Origin of the sequence: Arthrobacter sp. IK3, assembly GCF_051337705.1 — a bacterium.
GTDB classification, from domain to species: domain Bacteria; phylum Actinomycetota; class Actinomycetes; order Actinomycetales; family Micrococcaceae; genus Arthrobacter_B; species Arthrobacter_B koreensis.
The window spans coordinates 70,867-87,088 of the sequence record NZ_JBPPSW010000003.1; the positions used below are offsets into that span (position 1 = coordinate 70,867).

Here is a 16,222-nt window from a genome sequence, read left to right on the forward strand (position 1 = left end):
ACCGTTGCCTCATCAGGAACCTCTTACATCCGACACGAAAAAGGGACGTCGTCCGGCGGAAGATTCGCTGAGCACACCCATTCAGAGGCAGCGATTCCTGCCCTGAAACGCCAGCCCGCACGCCCTCAGTCCCGGACTGAACGCTGGGAATCACTCCTGGCGTCCGCCAAAGAGCACAAGACTGCCTACGGACGGTTCCCGAGCGCAAAAAAGGCAGAGAGTACCGAGGAGCGTTCAGCCGGCGTGTGGCTGACCGACCAGCGCACGATGCAGCGCAACAAGACCCTTGACCCGGACCTGGAAGCGATCCTGGATTCCTCACTTCCTGGATGGAACGAGGACGGTTTTGCGAGCCGGCCAAGCAGCCAGGCCTGGTTCGAGCGTCTCTCAGCGATCGCCTCCGAAGTGTCCCAGACCGGAAAGTGGCCTGCCTCCAAGGGCAAGGACGCCGTCTGGATCATGGACCAGCGCACCCGCGACAGGCGCAGCACCCTCCGCGAAGACCAGATCGAAGCACTGGATGCCCAGCTGCCCGGGTGGCGGACCGCCCGCATGAGCCCGGTCGTGAAGCCGGAAGCGACGCCGGCACCGCGCGTCCCCCTGCCGGATTTCGGTCTCCAGAACCCCCGCGCTTTCCAAACCCGGGTCGAAGAGATCACCGCTTTCTACCTCGAGCACCGCCGGCTGCCCATCGAGCACGCCATTGACCGTCCCGATGAGAACACCATGGCCGTATGGCTCTCAGCCCAGCGCCAATCCCTGAAAAACGGGACCATTGCCCCTGACCGCAAGCAGGCACTGGATGACCTCTTCCCGGGCTGGAGCGACGTACGCCGCCTGAAATGGGCACAGACGCTGGACGAAGTAGCCAGCTTCAGGCAGACCCACGGCAAGCTTCCCGGCGATTCCAAGACCACACCGCGGGAGCGTGCACTCCAGGTCTGGGTCAAACGCCAGCGCGTCAAGGAACTCGAAGGCAAGCTCGCCGCCGATCAGGTAGCCGGACTGGATAAAGTGGACCCCGATTGGCGGGCCAACCAGGTCCAGCTGAACTGGGAGTCCATGCTCACCATGGCTTCACTGCTTCGGAGCAAGACCGGGACACTGCCTGCCCACGGGACACCGGAGGGCGCGTGGATGAGGGGCGTCGCCCAGCGGCACCGGGCGGGACTGCTGCCAGAGTCTGAAGCAAAGGAAATGGACAAGCACCTGCCCGGCTGGAACGACACCCGGTACGCCGCATGGCGGGAACGGGCCGACGGCATCGAAGCAAGGATCCGCAGCAACGGGCGGACGCCGTCCCACCGCTCCCCCGACCCGCAGCTTCAGTCCGATGCCGTCTGGATCCGGGATCAGAAGGCCCGCATGAAGAAGGGAAGCCTGACCGAGACCCAGGAGGCTGAGCTGAAGACCCTCCTGGACATCCCGAACCAGCTCTAACCCGCCGGGCCGCGACCGCCCTACTTGCTAACGGTCTCGATCCCGTGGGTGTACATCAGGTCTTCGAGCTCCTTGAGGGCTTCCCGGACGGTGCGGAGCTTTTCATGGTCGAAATCCCCGCCGAGGACAGCCCGGACCGAGTCAGCTACGACGCGGGCTTCGGCTTCCTTGCTGGCTGTGCGCATGTGCCGGGGCACGATCTGGAACGCCTCGGGGATCAGGACGTTGACACCCTTGAAGCTCTTCAGGTGTTCGAAGTACCTGGTGTCGCCGCGCTTCGCTGCGACTTCCACGGCACCGCTGATGGCTGCCTCAAGCTCCGTGGCTGCGTAGTCGCGGGCCCCGAGCTCGGCGCCGTCGTACCTGCAGTTGACGCTGATGCCGGTACCGCCGTGGTTATGGCCCAGCCCGTAAACGTTGACGCTGTAGTACGGCTCACCGATGGCCGACCAGACCTTGCCGTCAATGATGATCATCAGGCCCAGGCGTTCCGTGACGTCTTTCTCGGCTTCCCCGCGGTCAGCAGCCCAGGAGTCGCGGGTCTGTTCTGACGGGAAGTCTGTGCTGCCTGCAGTGATGTTCCGGAACGGGGTGTAGAAGGATCCGTTGTAGGTGCGCAGCCCGGCGCCGGGATCATCAATGCTGTTCGGCAGGAACACGTCATCGTCGAAGGTGCATGCCACCGGCGCTTCATCGGCTGTCAGCGACGGAATAGCGGTCGTCATGACGAACTCCTCGCACACCTGACGGGGCTTGCGGCAGCGCGGCGGAACACGGAACGGGCGGTACGTGACGGTCGTGGTGACGGTAAAAGTATCCATACTCCCTATGTGTGCGGCAGGCCCTGAGGATTTCACTGTCAGAACAGGTATACGCATGTCCTCGGCTGGAGTCGCACCCAGACTCCAGCCCGAAGAGAGGAACCTCCATGGTCGCTAGCAGCACACGCACTCCGGAACAACACCTGGGATGGAACGAGCTGGACCTTACCCACGCCATCAGCGAAGCAGGCTTGACACGGCTGCTCACCGCAGGCAAAGAACCATCCACGCTCCTCTATGGCGCAGCCAGCAGCGGGAAAACATCAGCTTGGCAGTCCCAGGCCAGCCCCGGATGCCGGCATGACCCAGTCGTGGGCCGTACTGGCATCTTCGCATTGCCGCCCGGAGACGCACACAGCGGCACAGCTGGTTCTCCGGCCGTGTTACCGGTGTGGGGAGCCTCTTGCCGGTAGATTTGCCCTAGGACTTCTCAGGGGGAATCTTGCGGGACAAGAGCTTGATCGGCGCAGTAGTGGCGGGCGTCGTGCTGCAGGCGCCAGCTCGGCTAGCAGGTCCCCAGTCTTGACGGAAACACTGCGCGCCGGGTCCCACAATGACCGGCAATGGGCCCGGACACTCGAAGAACTGGCCTCCTTCAGGGCTGAGCACGATTCGCTGCCAGGCGACAGTGGGCGCACTCCGCGTGAAAGACCCCTCCAGCAATGGCTCAAACGCCAGATAAGGCTTGAAGCTGACGGACTGCTGCGCCGGGACCGCATCGAGGCGCTGGATGCCGTTGACGGGGATTGGCGGGCAAACCAAAGCCGCCTGTCCTGGGAGGGTCGCCTCGCTGAAGCAATCCTGGAGTACCAGACCCTGGGCCGTGTTCCGGGCAACGGAGAGGGATCCGATCCCTGGCTGCTGAAGCAGCGCTCACGCCTGTCTGCAGGCAAACTCTCCGAAGACCAGGTTGAAGCCCTCGATGAAGCCATTCCGGGGTGGCGGAACCTGGACCGGATCAAATGGTCCGAGCGCGCCCGTGAGCTGCGCCGCCACGTCGACGCTACCGGTTCGCTGCCAACCAGCCGCACCAAGGATCCTGAGGCGTACCGCTGCTACACCTGGCTGGCATTCCAGCGGAAGAAACTGCGCCAGGGACGCCTTGATGCGGCCCAGCTCGCCGAACTGGACGGACTCGTCCCGGGATGGCGCGGCCGGTCAGCAGACTAACCCGCCGGAACGGCACTTCGGTTGGAACCCACGAAGGCCTGCACCACCGCCAGAACGGCTGCCACCTGCTCGGGCCGCAGATCAGAAGCAGCGTCCGGCAGCAGTTCGGTGAGAGGGTGGGTACCAGGATTCCCCGCTATCCCGAGGCTTACTGCGCAGGCGTCCAGGACTGCCATGGGACGGACATGCAGGCCGCGCGCGAGAGCTTCGATCGTCTCCGGATCCGGAAAGCTGCGCTGGGGCCGCGTTGCAAGCTGCTGGATTCTTCCGGGCGTAGGAGCTCCGCCGCAATCGGCAGAAAGCTGTTCGTATGTCCTGCCGCCCCTGCACGTTGCAATCAGCTCGCTGAGTGTTATTGCCATGACCTAGCCTCTGGTGGTTCCGGATCTATCGCTTTCAACGCTACACACAGGAAGCGACATTTTCCGTCGGGCCTACACTGCGCCGTGGCCTGACTCAGCCCGGGACAGGAACGCATCCAGTGCGGCGGTGATCAGCGGTGCAGTCCAAGTCATGACTCCCCCGACCTTCCGCGCCGGTTCCAGTACGCCGGCCTCTGCCAGCCGGTCAAGTGCCCGGTAGGCACCTGACTCGGAAGACCCACACAGAGCCATGGCAGTGGAAGCATTCAGGGCAGGTGTCCTGGTGAGTTCGCCGGCCAGAATCCCGGCGGCACGGGAACGGGTTCGACCCAGCATCTCCTGATGCAGCTCCACCGCGCGCCGGATCTCGGCTGCGAACGCCAAGCAGTTGTCCAGGGTGACGAAGGCCGACTCAATGAACAGTTCTATGACCGGGCTGCAGCTGCCGCGGCTGTACTCCCCCATGGCCCATGCATATCCGCGGGGGTTGCCCGCAAGGCCGGCCGAGAGCGGAATGAGTGAAGCAGCGCTGATGCCGGTGGCCCGGAACATTGCCATAACCAACGCGGTTCCTGTGCGGCTGTTGCCTTCAGTGAAGGGCCTGACTGCAGAGAGGTGAGCGTGGGACAGAGCGGCGTGCACCAGGGCAGGGATGTCCGGCCGGGAGGCAAAGGAGCTGAGTTCGTCCAGCGCCTCTCCGGGGTCTGACCTCTCCCCCGTGACGGCAGCGTTCAGTTCGGTGAGCCCCTGAACGCTGATCAGTGCGTGTCCGCGGTCAGCCAGCGTCGCGGCCGTGGCAGCGGCGGCCACTGCTCTTGGCGCAGGTGCGGCAGCTGCCGGATCAAGGCCGGCCAGAAGTATGTCCTGTGCCGGCACCCTCATTCCTTCCAGTGCGCAGCTCGATGCCGCCTCTGCCAGGATCAGCAGCTGCTTTAGCTCCGGGTGGTTCGCATCGAAGCGGACCATCTCGATGACGGCCATGTCCATCGCTGACAGCAGCTGCGGAGTGAGTGAACGCATGACGTCCTCGACCGCTGGAAGGGACGGTGCGGGCGGGGCTGACTGTGCTGGAAACGGGCTCATCTTCCCAGTTAAGGCCCTAACTGGGAAAACTGGCAAGGAATCTTGCATTTAGCCCGCAAATCATAAGCATCCTGACACTTTTCCGAGCAGCCGCACACAATCCAGGGGATTAGGGGGGAACCTATGACACACCTGGTAAACCGAGTTCCGGAAGGCGTGAGGGCAGGCGGGCAGTTCGCCGTGCGCACCCGCCCTGAACCGGCAGTAGTCCTTACCGCCGCCGGCGCCGCGGGGACCGATTCTGTCCAGGCCCATGCGCTGAACGCCGAGGCACTGACGTCTGCCCAGACAAACGTTATTGCCCGCAGTCCGGTCACCTCAGTCCGCACTGAGTCCGGCCGGGCCGAGGATGTCAGGGCAGCAGTCTGGAATGCCCGTTTCACTGAGGTGCTGCGTTACATGGAGGAAACCGGGTCCATGCCGACCCATAACCCGTCCAAGCCTGAGTCGAAGCGCCTCGCAGCATGGCTCAACGACCAGCGGCGCCCGACGGCCAACCTCAGCGAAGACCGCGCGCGGCTGCTCGATGAGAAGGTCCCCGGGTGGCGTGACCCCCGGGAAGCAGCATGGCAGCAGCGCCTCGAAGCAGTTGCTGATTATCACCGCTCCCACGGCCGTCTTCCGGCTGCCGGCAAGGAATCGAACGAAGTCTCCAGCTACGGCCGGTGGCTCGTGTACCAGCGCAAGAACGAGCACAGGCTGCCTGAACACAGGATCCGGGCACTCGATGCTCTGGACAGGGACTGGCGGGATCCGAACCCGGTGTCGTGGGCCCGTAACGTGGAACGCGCTGCCGACGTCGTCCAGCGCCTGGGTCACTTCCCCACTTCCGGTGCTGCCGATCCGGAGGAGCACCGTGTCGCCGAGTGGCTGTCCTCGCAGCGAACACACCGCTCACGGATGACCACCGAGCAGATCCGGGAGCTGGACACCAAGCTCCCCGGGTGGAACCGCGGCCGGGAACAGGTGTGGCAGGAGCGGCTGGAATGGACGGCGGGCTTCGTGTCCAGGAACCGCCGGTTCCCTTCCCAGCACAGCGCCAATGTGGTCGAGGCAAGCCATGCTGCCTGGGTACGGGCACAGCGCCGCACCGCTACCGTCCTCAGCGATGAACGGGCAGCACAGCTGGATGAGGTGCTCCCCGGCTGGCGCGGTCCCAGTACACCGTCTGCGCGCGCCTAACGTGGAACGCGCCGGTTCAGTCTGCAGGTGCGTCGGGGCCGAAAATTATGCCGCGACACGAAACAATTTCTGTTTCCTTAATCCGCGTGATGCCTATGGGCCGGTGATAGCTTCGGGGTATCGGAAACAGATTTAGCTACACCGGTCTGTTGGTCACCCGGCCATCCGATGCTCGTTGAGACTGATCAAGGACCGATAGCCCTCCCCCAGGGCCGGAAATTCTAAGGACAAGATCATGACTGTTGAAGTGCGGAAGCGTCCAGGGCGCAAGTCCAAGGGCGACCGTAAGTTCTTCGGGTTTCGCATTGCCATGGACAAGGCGGACATCGTCAATGACATCGCCGCGGCCGAGGGCTACAAGTACGTCAGCGACTGGGTGGCCAGCGTCGTCGAAGACCGGATCAATCACACGGACCTAAGTGCGATCAACCGCCAGGAGGAACTGCCTATCGGCCGCATCGCATAAATACAGAAGGCCCGCACAGGGCGGGCCTTCGAAGTATGTAGCTTTCACCTGGTTTAGCTTGCCGGCGAGACAGGTAAAAGCGTTGTAACCGGACCGTTCTCCTTGCAGGGAGACCGTTCCCAACTTGTATTCATCAGCCCTAGGACCAATTTCATATCAAGTTTGCCGAGTTCTCCTTTGCAGAGGATCGCTCGGGTCTTACTCATTCCCTCTGGAGGAATAGAACCATCGTACATCAGGACCCCCACGTACTACCAGACTCACAGAGTCACGGCGTGCCGCGCGTGTCGCCGGTAGTCGACGACCCCTCGCAAGTTTGGTCTGCCCTGGCCCCGCTGCTGGCAGGCCAGCCCCGTGTGCGCCTGTCCAAAGACGGCGGGAAATCCTACCCCCAGCGCTTCGAACGCGACCTGACCACCGGGCTGCCCTCCTACCCGGCCGCGGTGCGGATTTTCGGCAAGGACGGAACCTGCTCGGCGATCTTCCTCGACTTCGACTCCTCCGTAGCCGGCACTGACTGGGTGGAAGCTGATGTACGTGCTGCCCAGACCTGGCTGCACAGCGTCGGCGCCCGCTGGATTGAAGACTTCTCCCCCAACGGCGGCCGCCACCTCTACATCCCCCTGGCCCAGCGCGTCGTCTTTTCTGAAGCGCGTGATCTTGTCGAGGCTCTCGGATCCCGTTTCCGCAGCCTGGACAAGACCCCGCACCAGAACCTCCTGCACGGCTGCATGCGAACCCCGGGAAGCCCGCACAAGCGCGGCGGACACCAGATGCTGGCCATGAGTCTTTCCATGGCTTACGACGTCGCCCGCCGCCGCAACAGCACAGACGTCTGGGATGCCATGACGAAGAGCCTCGCACCGGAGATCGAAGCAGCACGCGCCTACCGCCTGGAGCAGGCCGCACCTGTCATAGCCGCGGCGCCGGAACCTGCTGGCGTCGACAAGGCCCTCAGCATGTCCCGCTCCATGCAGCGGATCGCCGTCACAGGTCTCTACGAAGTCAACCGGTACAAGTCTGACTCGGAAGCACGACAGGGCGTCATCGCCGGCGCCGTCGCCTCAGGGCTGGCCATGACGGACGTCCAGCGCCGGATGACACAGGGCCTCTGGCCGGGCCTCGCCTCTTTCTACTCCCGGTACCCGGCGCGCCACAGGACCAATGCCCTCCAGCGTGACTGGCGAAAAGCTGAGCTGTATCTGCAGCGAAACGCCTCCAATGGCCCTGAAAAGAACAGTGTCCGTAAATCCCCCACTAGCGTGCTCAATACACAGGCGGGGGGCTTACACAGCAGTAATTCACCTCGCCTCAGCGACGACAACGAACACCGATTCATCCGTGGCTGGCGCAGCAGCCTTCGCCTCTTGGAGCACCGGTACAAATCCCGTGAAGGAATGGCGAGGAGGATGGTCCTTCGTGCCCTCGGGGAAGCAGCGCACATGAGCGCCAGCCGCTACATCGAATTCGGTGACCGCTCCCTGGCCGTTGCCACTGGGCTGGACCACACCACGGTCGGCTATCACCTTCGTGCACTGCGTGCTGAGAAGGATCCCCTGGTCACCCTCATTGAAGCCGGCCGCGGGACCAAGGGCGATCTCTACATGCTGACCATCCCGCAGGCCGTGATGAAGACAGTCGAAGCGCTGCCCTGGCGGAAGGGGAAGATCCATGCCCTGCGCCCGGTATTCCGCGAGCTCGGCCTGCCGGCGGCATTCGTCTACGAGGCCATCGAGGATTCCCCGATCCCGCTCTCGACCATGGAGATCGTCCGGGAAACCGGAATGTCCCGCAGCGCCGTCTCCGAGGCACTCGAAACCCTCTCAGCCTGGGCGATGATCCGCAGAGACGGCGGCTGGTCCATCGAACCGGCGACGAGCCTGAGGAACCTGGCCGAGTACTTCGGCGTGCTCGAGGCCGTGGCTGCGCAGATTCAGGCCTACCGGATCCAGCGCGCGCTGTGGCGTGAATGGCTGACCAGGAACGCGAACGTCGTCCAGCTCATGCCGGCACCTGATGACGATTACCCATGGGAAGACTTCGAAGGACCGCCTGACGAGGTCACCCTGGCAGACTATGCCTTCAAGGCAACGGGATAACTCTGCGCACCCTCGACTCTGTTACTCCGGCAGTCTGTCACTCTGGATGCCTGTTGGCCGGCGCTTTCATCTTCAGCCGCACACAGGTTGTGCATGAGTTCGATTCTGAAAGACCAGGCAGCAGAGCCCTCCCCCGTCGATGAGCTGGACCGGCTCGTTAGCTTACTGGAGTGCATTGAGAAGAAGACCTCCCGCGAACTGCGCAGCGCGCGGCTGGCATCAGCTGCACTCAGGATCCAGTCCACCGCTCCCAGTATCCGCGAGATCGTGATCTCAGGTGCCGGCACGGAGGGCACAGAGATAATCTCCGCACTCTCGGATGCCGGCCAGAACGTACCCGCACAGGACCTCGAAGCAGCAGCGGGAATCATCGCCACCCTTCCGAAGAAGGACTTCATTCATCCCGCGGGCACCCGGTTGGTCATTGCCGAGGCTTCAGCATGGTGGCCCGGCCAGTAAGCGGCTCCGCTCCCCTGCCCCGTCAGCCGCACACAGATGGGCATGACGACTACATCAAACCGCCAGCCCGAAGGTACGCCCGCCGGCGGCCAGTTCGCACCGTCCGTCCACGCTGAAGCAGCAGGCATCGTCCTTTCCACACCTGAGCCTGAAGCGATCCAGGCCGAAGAGTGCGATGAGTGCGGCGATGAGAAGGAAACCAGCGGCACCTGCCTCAGCTGCCAGTGCAGTGAATGCGGTGAATCCCTCAGCGACGGCGAAGGCTGGGACGGGCTCTGCGGCAACTGTGCCGACGCCAAGGAGGGTGAAAGCCAGCAGATCTTCGATATGTCCCTGACCGACGCTGACGGTGAAACCGTCGAATTCTCTGTGAACCGGATCGACGACGGGCATTACGAAGTCGAGGACGACGAAGGCGACGGAGTCCTGGAGTTTTACCACAACGGCGATGAAGAGGATCATCTCTCCATCCAGGAAGCCGCAGTCGAAGAGCTGAACAAGGCCGGCCACCAGGTCAGCGACGAGTGAACACCCGGATCGTCCGGGACCCCCTTGGCCGCTTCGCCAGGGGGTCACACCGGGAGCCCGAACTGAGCCTCCCCGCCACCGGTGCAGGAGCCGACCCCACCCCTCTCCTGGAAGGTTTCACAGGAACCGACCCGCGCCTGGACATCTGGCGCCGGTATCCGGAGATCAGCGATGACGAAGACGAAGCAACCGACGACTGGGCCTGCGGTGAAGTCAGCGAACAGTTCGCCGCATACGCGCGGGAACACGACTGGGAAGCGGAAGTTGTAGAAGCCCTGGCAGAACACCCGATGGCGGATCTGCACGTGTGGGTCCACCTGCACCGTGCCGGACGCACCATTGCGGTGGACTGGACAGCCCGGCAGTACCACAACCTCAACGAGATCAGCCGGGATCCAAAGGTGCTCTCCGCGCCCTGGCCGTTGACCTGGGATCCCGAGGAACAGCCGGACGAACACCCGCTGATGGGAGCCTTCTCTCACGCGTGAGCAGCGCTTGATGCACTCGACGGATTTGGCCGCACACGATGAGGGTATGAACACCCGGAGCAAGCACAACCAGTCCAGCAGCCAGAGGTACACCCGCCGTCACGCCGATCCTGAGGTCATCATTGAGACCACGGGGTCCGTCCTTGCTGACGAAACCCGCAGCAACAGACACGGGCCCCACCTCAAGGCACTCGAGGCCGCCGGCCTGTCCGGGACGGTTACCCTCCACCGGGACGATACGCAGGACGTCACCGAGGACACCCTGAGATACACGAACACCGACGGCGACCAGGTCCTCCTGTCCGGGATCGGCACAGACCGCCTCACGGTCCGCTGCTTCACTCCGCCGGCAACCTATGCATTCACGCATCCCCTCACCGCAGCCCAGGCTGTGACAGCTGTCGAATACGCCATCTGGCAGACCTACGTGCAGCCGGCCTTCGCCGAGCACCTGACCGGCACCGGCTACGCGATCCTCAGCTGTGACCTGGGCCGCGGTAATGGCGGACACCCGTGCGCTTCCGTCACCGCGGCCAGCGCTGCAGGAACCCAGGTCCGAGTCACCCACGACTACAGCACCGGGGAAACCCTGGCCGGGATTGAAGACAGAACAGCACGCGGTCAGATCCGTGGCATCGACCCGGAAGCCTTCATGGAGGAACTCACCGGAAGCAGGACGCCTTCGGCAGAAGTCTTCCGAAGAGTGCTCCAGTCAGCCGGCTCACCTGTGGTCGCAGACAGGTTCATGAACATCAGCGCCTGGGCAGTCTAGGCTGCCGGACGGGGGCTGCGTTTTCTGCCGTTAGCCGCACACAGCACTGGTATGAGCACATACCGCAACCGCCAGCCGCAGGGAATTCCTACCGGCGGTCAGTTCGCCGCCTCCATGCATTCCGAACCCTCCATCTCACTTGGTGGCCCGCCCGAGCCCAAACTCGTCATCCTGGACCCGTCCATCGACAGCCCGGCAATCCAGGAGCTGGCTGACGCAGGCCTGCGCGGCGGGCTCTACGCAGCCGAAGAGGACCATGACCTTCCCGAGGGATCCGTGGTGCTTCGCACCGACGGAGTCCAGGTTGGACTCTCCGGCCTGGGCACCGACGAAGTTGCCGTGAAGCTCCTGTCCGATGACCCGGGCCGTGAATTCACGATGACGCACAGCAACAAGCCCTCCACTGAGGACGTCATGAACGCGATCGGGACCACCGTATGGAAGGACAAGCTCACTGATACCTTCGGTGAGACCTTCCAGGACGGTGAAGACTTCGAAGTGCGCGACAACTACCTGGGCCGAAACAGCCACACCGGGGATTACATCGCGGGCATGACTGTTTCCACCCCCAACGGTGACTGGTTCTCCCTCGACCACAACTTCACGACCGGCAAAACCACCGTGGACAGCGAAACGTGGATGGATGAGAAGCCCTTCCCGCAGGAGTTCGTTGACCCGATCATCTCCGACCTGACCGGAAAGGATGTTTACGGCGAGGACGCGCAGCGCGCCGCGGCTGAAGCATTCGGCGAGGTCCGCGCCCGGGCAGAGCAGATGCCCGGGTACGACAAGTTCTCTGAACTGGTCTAACCCCTTCACACGACACAATTCCTGGGCCGGCGGATCCTTCCGCCGGCCCTTCGTGTGTCTGCACGAGGGCCAGGTGCCGATACTCCTGCCAGCCGCACACAGAGGGGCATGACTACTCAGCACATGAACCGCCAGCCCCAGGGAATCCCTGCCGGCGGCCAGTTCGCAGCCACCCCGCATTCCGAGAACGACTCAGTCACACTCCCGGCCCCCGCCCAGCCTGCTTTCCCGGCCGCAGCAGCCTTTGAGCTCGGCAAAGCGGGCCTGCAGGGAGAGCTCAGCCAGTACACCGGCGGAAACCCCGACGCCCCTGAGGGCGCCATGGCCTACGTTTCCCCAGCCGGGCACGAGCTGGTCCTCTCCGGGGTGGGCACCGACACACTCATGATCCAGCACTTCGATCCCACCGAAGAGAACACCTTCACCACTGAGCGCTCCGGATGCAAGGATCCTGCCAAGGCAGTGGCCGCCATCGAAGACGTCCTCTGGGACCTCGAAGCCCAGGACAGCTTCTCCGCAGGCTTCGCTGACGGGGACGTTTACGAGATCAGGGAGGTGGAGCTGGGCCGGGACGCCGACGGCACGAACCGCGCAATGATCATCGTCAGGGACGAGGACGACAACGAGCTCACTGTCTCCCACAACTACGACACCGGCACCACGACGTTCACCTCCGATTACGGTGATCTGGACGGCCTCGCCGAAGAAGCAGCCCTGGACTCCATCGTCGTTGACATGGCAGAGGAGGTCGAAGGCGGTGACAACAACCTGGCCATCCGGCGTGCCTTCGAGCGTGTCCGTGCCGCTGCGCTGCGCTCCCCCGGCGCTGCCGGACGCCTGACCCCGCTTGCGCGCACCGAACTGCAGCAGAAGATGCTGGAGCACTCCGAGGCAATCAAGTCTGATAACTGGCAGCTGACGACCCAGCAGGCACGCAACATCACGGTTGCCCAGGTCAGCGCGCGGCTGGGCCAGGGCTACGCGGAAGCAGCGCGCACGAACACCCCCGGCAGGGAAAACTCGGCAGCCATGTACGCCATCAGTGCTGCGGCCCTCGCTCCCCTGTCAGGCAAGCTGGCGGACTGCTACTCCGATACGGAAGCAGCACGGGCGCACATCCGTGAAACCAGGGAAACCCTGTCCGGCAACACCTCCATGCTGGACGCCTATGCCCCCGGCGGCCGCCAGCCCATCTTCAAAGAGGTGGACGAGCACCTGAAGGATCTGGACGGCTTCATCTCCGGACCGTAGGAGCATCGTGGGGAGAGCGGTCCGGGCCACAGTGTCCGGGCCGCTTCTCTGTGTCATAGGCGCATCAGCCGCACACAGGTGGGGTATGACCAATAACATTGCCCGGCAGCCCGCGGGAATTCCCGTCGGCGGCCAGTTCGCCACTGCCATTCAGTCCGAAGCACCTGCCGTCGCGCTCCGCCGTGAGCCTTTCAGCGACGCCTGGATCCGTGAACAGCGCATTGAGAAGCGCGACGAGATCCGGGACATCCTCAACGACGCCGAGGACGCTGACAGCCCGGAGATGCAGCAGCTGGACCGCGTCTACCAGCACGCGTCCATGCAGCTGGCCGCGGCCGCCATCCTCAAAGATTTCCCCGGCGCCGAAACTGTCGTCCTGCGCGAAAACGAAGACGGCGAGAACCAGTATGACCTCATCGCCGTGCGCGACGCCGACGGAAACGAGCTCGCCGGGCTGGAAGATAACGACTGGACCCGGAAAGAAATCGACAAGGAGAACAGCCCGCAGCTGGATGAACTCTGCTGGGCACTGAACCCGGAGGATGACGGCTGGGCCAGTGGCATCGGCCGCATCACCACCGACCGCCACTACGGCAAGACGGCGGAGATCAACCTCGTGGCCGCCGTCGACAAGGTGGCCCCGCCTCGGTCCCCCGCCGCGGTGGCCGCCGCAGAGAGCTACGCAGCGTCCCAGCAGCAGATGGAGTTCATCCGCCAGCAGGTTCAGATGGTCCAGGAAATCAACGACCACGCCTCCATGAAGCTCGTGGCCGCAGGAATCCTGGACAAGTACCCGGGAGCAGAGCGGCTCACCTGCATTAAGGACAATGAATCCAACGGGCGCCTGGAAGTCATGGCCGTCTTCGACCGTGAAGGAAATGTCCTCGCGGACGCCGACATGGATATGGCCCTGAGTCAGGATGACCTGCTGGGCGGCAACGGACCCAGCGTCCGGACGCTCATCCAGAACATGGACCCGGACAACCTCACCTGGCTGACCATGATCGGCGAAACGCGGCACAACCGGCACGAAACACGGGTCACCATCGACCTGGAAAAGGCCATGAACCAGGAAGCACCCGACGATGAGCGCCTGAAGGATCCGCGGCGCCGCCCGCTGACGGCGCAGCAGCAGTCAGACCTGGTCACTGCATCCGAGTTCGGGCTGAAGCAGATCGACGGGGAAATCGCCGGAGCCGGCAACCGGCATCACGAGAACTGGCTGAAGGACCTGGCGGCAAGGACCGGAAACGCCCTGAAGCCCTAACCCATCCCCCGGCTCGGGGCCCGTACCGGTGAATTCCTGCCGGAGCGGGCCCCTTCTTCTTTCCGGGGCTGCTCTCTGATCCGTTCGGCCGCACACAGAGTGGGTATGACACACACACCAGCACGCCAGCCCGCGGGCATCTCCGCCGGCGGCCAGTACGCAACCATGATCAAGTCCGAAGCTACCGGTGTAACCCTGCCCGGCACCGCCACTGAGATGGACGTTGATGCACTGGCCGCAGCGCGCGACGAACTGCGCGGAGAATGGCTGGAAGCGGACGGCAGAGCCGAGTTCCCCACCATCGACTTCGCATACCAGCGCGCCTCTGCACAGCTGGCTGCGGCAGCCGTCCTGCGTGACTACCCCAATGCCGATACCCTCGTCCTCTGGGAGAATCTCGACGGCGAGATCCAGTACGACCTGGCAGCGGTTCGTGACGCAGACGGCCTCGACATCCTCGACGCAACCGAAGACAGTGACTGGACGCGCACAGCTGTAGGCGGAGAAAACAGTGTCCAGCTCGATGAACTGGGATGGGCCCTGGACCTGCGCGACGACGACTGGGCAGACGGCATTGCCGAGATCGGCTCTGACCGCCACAACGGCAAGACAGCCATCATCAACCTGCGCGATGCAGCGTCCCTGAATACGCCAGGCGCCGTCCGGGAAGAGGCTGATCCGGCCGCCGACGGACCCACGGCACGGGAGGTGACGGCGTCAGCAATGGCGCGCTTCGAGGACCTTGCCGACATCAGGGACAGAGCTGAAGAGCAGGCAAAGCTCGTGAAAACTGCCTCCCAGCACGCCTCCATGCAGCTGCTGGCAGCATGCATCCTTGAACGCCACCCCGGCGCCCACACCCTGGAACTGGTCTCCAGTGCAGACACAGGGGGCCGCTTCAAGGTCTTCGCCGTCCGCGACAACTCCGGCGACTCCGTCGAGACCGGCGCCACCAGCCTCTTTGAACAGTATGTTCCCGGCGGCGGCGCCAAGATCGGGGACCTGGCCGCCGACCTGGACGAGCACGGTGAATGGGCGGACGGCGTCGGTCACATCATGGCTGGCAGCAAAGGTGCCTACGCTTCACTGGACCTGGCAGCCATCATGGCCACTCCTTCACCGGTCGCGGAGGCCATGGCCAACCCGCGTACCAGGCCGCTGACCCGCAATGAACAGGCTGACCTTGTGGAGGCTGCCTACTTCGGGCTGCCGGAGATTGAAGACGCAGCAGAGAAGGTGGAAAGCAACGAACGGGCCAACGCCCTGCTGGGCCTGCACGAGCGCGTGAACCGGGCCACCCGCAGGACGGCAGCATAATCTGCAGCTCGGCCTGCCAGCGCGGCGGGCCGAGCTGCTGCTGAACCGACACCGTAATACAGGGGCACCAGCGTCCGGCATTGCTAGTCTCGGCTTTGGGCGCCGGCGGGCGGAGTCCAGGAGGGGGAACCATGTCGAATAGGATTGCGGGCACCGTTTCCGTCATAGCGGCTGCCGTACTGCTGGCGGGATGTTCCTCCGCCCAGGGCAGCGATGACGCAGACCGCCCTGAACCCTCTGAAATCGTTTCCTCCCCCGGCATGGATACGTGGAATGCCCAGGTGATTAAGAATTATTTCTTCAACGTTCAGTCAGAGGACTGCAGCGACATCGAAACCAGCACGGCGAGCTCTGACTACAACACCTTCATCAAATGCGAGAACGCCGGCACGTACATGTGGTTCTTCGACGACACTGAGCAGCGCGATGCACAAATGCCGGAAATTCTGGAACGGGACCTGCCGCTGCTCGTGAGCGAGAAATGGGTAATCGCCTCCGGCCTTGATCTGGAGAAGGGGCAGGCAGAGGTTGGCGGGGCCATCAACGTTCCCTAGCTACTTCGTGAGGATCTGAAGCAGCTCCCACCCCTCCGGGATCTGGTCCATCAGGGCCTGGCGGGCCTCTTCATAGTTTTCGGCCTCTGCCGCTATTTCGCGTTTCTCCACTGGGCGGATTACGCCACTGACTTTCACCACCCTCTAATTCTA

Annotated in this window: 17 protein-coding genes; 14 read left to right on the forward strand and 3 right to left on the reverse strand. The window is 63.7% G+C overall.

What is annotated here, in order from left to right:
- The first annotated feature begins 243 nt into the window (after window positions 1–243).
- A complete protein-coding gene (locus ACSLGO_RS04675; protein ID WP_436400176.1) occupies window positions 244–1,440 on the forward strand; it encodes a helicase associated domain-containing protein in 1,197 nt (398 codons plus the stop codon).
- A gap of 20 nt (window positions 1,441–1,460) precedes the next feature.
- Here the strand turns inward: ACSLGO_RS04675 and ACSLGO_RS04680 are convergent, their stop codons facing one another.
- Window positions 1,461–2,261: a hypothetical protein gene (locus ACSLGO_RS04680; RefSeq protein ID WP_436400178.1), complete on the reverse strand. Its 801-nt coding sequence runs from the start codon at window positions 2,259–2,261 to the stop codon at window positions 1,461–1,463.
- A gap of 522 nt (window positions 2,262–2,783) precedes the next feature.
- On the opposite strand from ACSLGO_RS04680, the gene ACSLGO_RS04685 reads away from it, so the two are divergent.
- A complete protein-coding gene (locus tag ACSLGO_RS04685) occupies window positions 2,784–3,431 on the forward strand; it encodes a helicase associated domain-containing protein (RefSeq protein ID WP_436400180.1) in 648 nt (215 codons plus the stop codon).
- A gap of 434 nt (window positions 3,432–3,865) precedes the next feature.
- Here ACSLGO_RS04685 and ACSLGO_RS04690 read toward each other — a convergent pair whose 3' ends face one another.
- Window positions 3,866–4,876, reverse strand: coding sequence for a Fic family protein (locus ACSLGO_RS04690; RefSeq protein WP_436400181.1), 1,011 nt, complete (start codon window positions 4,874–4,876; stop codon window positions 3,866–3,868).
- A gap of 123 nt (window positions 4,877–4,999) precedes the next feature.
- Between ACSLGO_RS04690 and ACSLGO_RS04695 the strand changes: the two genes are divergently transcribed.
- The 12 genes from ACSLGO_RS04695 to ACSLGO_RS04750 all read left to right on the forward strand — a co-directional run bounded on the left by ACSLGO_RS04695 (window position 5,000) and on the right by ACSLGO_RS04750 (window position 16,069).
- Window positions 5,000–6,058, forward strand: a complete 1,059-nt coding sequence (locus tag ACSLGO_RS04695) for a helicase associated domain-containing protein (RefSeq protein WP_436400183.1) — start codon at window positions 5,000–5,002, stop codon at window positions 6,056–6,058.
- A gap of 235 nt (window positions 6,059–6,293) precedes the next feature.
- Window positions 6,294–6,524, forward strand: coding sequence for a hypothetical protein (locus ACSLGO_RS04700; protein WP_436400185.1), 231 nt, complete (start codon window positions 6,294–6,296; stop codon window positions 6,522–6,524).
- A gap of 284 nt (window positions 6,525–6,808) precedes the next feature.
- Window positions 6,809–8,623: a helix-turn-helix domain-containing protein gene (locus ACSLGO_RS04705; RefSeq protein WP_436400661.1), complete on the forward strand. Its 1,815-nt coding sequence runs from the start codon at window positions 6,809–6,811 to the stop codon at window positions 8,621–8,623.
- A gap of 93 nt (window positions 8,624–8,716) precedes the next feature.
- Window positions 8,717–9,082 carry a hypothetical protein gene (locus ACSLGO_RS04710; RefSeq protein ID WP_436400186.1) on the forward strand — a complete coding sequence of 122 codons (366 nt, stop codon included), beginning with the start codon at window positions 8,717–8,719 and terminating at the stop codon, window positions 9,080–9,082.
- Between the two features lie 42 nt (window positions 9,083–9,124).
- Entirely contained in the window at window positions 9,125–9,610 is a 486-nt protein-coding gene (locus ACSLGO_RS04715; protein WP_436400188.1) for a hypothetical protein, read from the forward strand.
- A complete protein-coding gene (locus ACSLGO_RS04720; RefSeq protein ID WP_436400191.1) occupies window positions 9,607–10,098 on the forward strand; it encodes a hypothetical protein in 492 nt (163 codons plus the stop codon). Before ACSLGO_RS04715 ends, ACSLGO_RS04720 begins: the two co-directional genes overlap by 4 nt.
- Window positions 10,099–10,144: 46 nt before the next feature.
- A complete protein-coding gene (locus ACSLGO_RS04725; RefSeq protein ID WP_436400193.1) occupies window positions 10,145–10,870 on the forward strand; it encodes a hypothetical protein in 726 nt (241 codons plus the stop codon).
- Between the two features lie 51 nt (window positions 10,871–10,921).
- Complete coding sequence (locus tag ACSLGO_RS04730; protein WP_436400196.1) at window positions 10,922–11,680, forward strand: hypothetical protein; 759 nt, start codon at window positions 10,922–10,924, stop codon at window positions 11,678–11,680.
- 108 nt (window positions 11,681–11,788) lie between these two features.
- On the forward strand, window positions 11,789–12,931 hold the full coding sequence (locus ACSLGO_RS04735; protein WP_436400198.1) for a hypothetical protein: 1,143 nt from the start codon (window positions 11,789–11,791) through the stop codon (window positions 12,929–12,931).
- A gap of 85 nt (window positions 12,932–13,016) precedes the next feature.
- Entirely contained in the window at window positions 13,017–14,198 is a 1,182-nt protein-coding gene (locus tag ACSLGO_RS04740; RefSeq protein WP_436400201.1) for a hypothetical protein, read from the forward strand.
- A gap of 105 nt (window positions 14,199–14,303) precedes the next feature.
- Complete coding sequence (locus ACSLGO_RS04745; RefSeq protein WP_436400203.1) at window positions 14,304–15,515, forward strand: hypothetical protein; 1,212 nt, start codon at window positions 14,304–14,306, stop codon at window positions 15,513–15,515.
- A 131-nt stretch (window positions 15,516–15,646) separates the two neighbouring features.
- The gene (locus ACSLGO_RS04750) at window positions 15,647–16,069 is read left to right on the forward strand and encodes a hypothetical protein (RefSeq protein WP_436400205.1); all 423 of its coding nucleotides are present in this window, start codon (window positions 15,647–15,649) and stop codon (window positions 16,067–16,069) included.
- On the opposite strand, the gene ACSLGO_RS04755 is transcribed toward ACSLGO_RS04750, so the two are convergent.
- Window positions 16,070–16,210 carry a hypothetical protein gene (locus ACSLGO_RS04755; RefSeq protein WP_436400207.1) on the reverse strand — a complete coding sequence of 47 codons (141 nt, stop codon included), beginning with the start codon at window positions 16,208–16,210 and terminating at the stop codon, window positions 16,070–16,072.
- Between the last annotated feature and the right edge of the window lie 12 nt (window positions 16,211–16,222).

Bases quoted from the DNA above. Each gene is read 5' to 3' on its own strand.
- ACSLGO_RS04680 (WP_436400178.1), bottom strand. From the start codon at position 2,261: ATGGATACTTTTACCGTCACCACGACCGTCACGTACCGCCCGTTCCGT.
- ACSLGO_RS04690 (WP_436400181.1), bottom strand. From the start codon at position 4,876: ATGAGCCCGTTTCCAGCACAGTCAGCCCCGCCCGCACCGTCCCTTCCA.
- ACSLGO_RS04695 (WP_436400183.1), top strand. From the start codon at position 5,000: ATGACACACCTGGTAAACCGAGTTCCGGAAGGCGTGAGGGCAGGCGGG.
- ACSLGO_RS04700 (WP_436400185.1), top strand. From the start codon at position 6,294: ATGACTGTTGAAGTGCGGAAGCGTCCAGGGCGCAAGTCCAAGGGCGAC.
- ACSLGO_RS04710 (WP_436400186.1), top strand. From the start codon at position 8,717: ATGAGTTCGATTCTGAAAGACCAGGCAGCAGAGCCCTCCCCCGTCGAT.
- ACSLGO_RS04715 (WP_436400188.1), top strand. From the start codon at position 9,125: ATGACGACTACATCAAACCGCCAGCCCGAAGGTACGCCCGCCGGCGGC.
- ACSLGO_RS04725 (WP_436400193.1), top strand. From the start codon at position 10,145: ATGAACACCCGGAGCAAGCACAACCAGTCCAGCAGCCAGAGGTACACC.
- ACSLGO_RS04730 (WP_436400196.1), top strand. From the start codon at position 10,922: ATGAGCACATACCGCAACCGCCAGCCGCAGGGAATTCCTACCGGCGGT.
- ACSLGO_RS04735 (WP_436400198.1), top strand. From the start codon at position 11,789: ATGACTACTCAGCACATGAACCGCCAGCCCCAGGGAATCCCTGCCGGC.
- ACSLGO_RS04740 (WP_436400201.1), top strand. From the start codon at position 13,017: ATGACCAATAACATTGCCCGGCAGCCCGCGGGAATTCCCGTCGGCGGC.
- ACSLGO_RS04745 (WP_436400203.1), top strand. From the start codon at position 14,304: ATGACACACACACCAGCACGCCAGCCCGCGGGCATCTCCGCCGGCGGC.
- ACSLGO_RS04750 (WP_436400205.1), top strand. From the start codon at position 15,647: ATGTCGAATAGGATTGCGGGCACCGTTTCCGTCATAGCGGCTGCCGTA.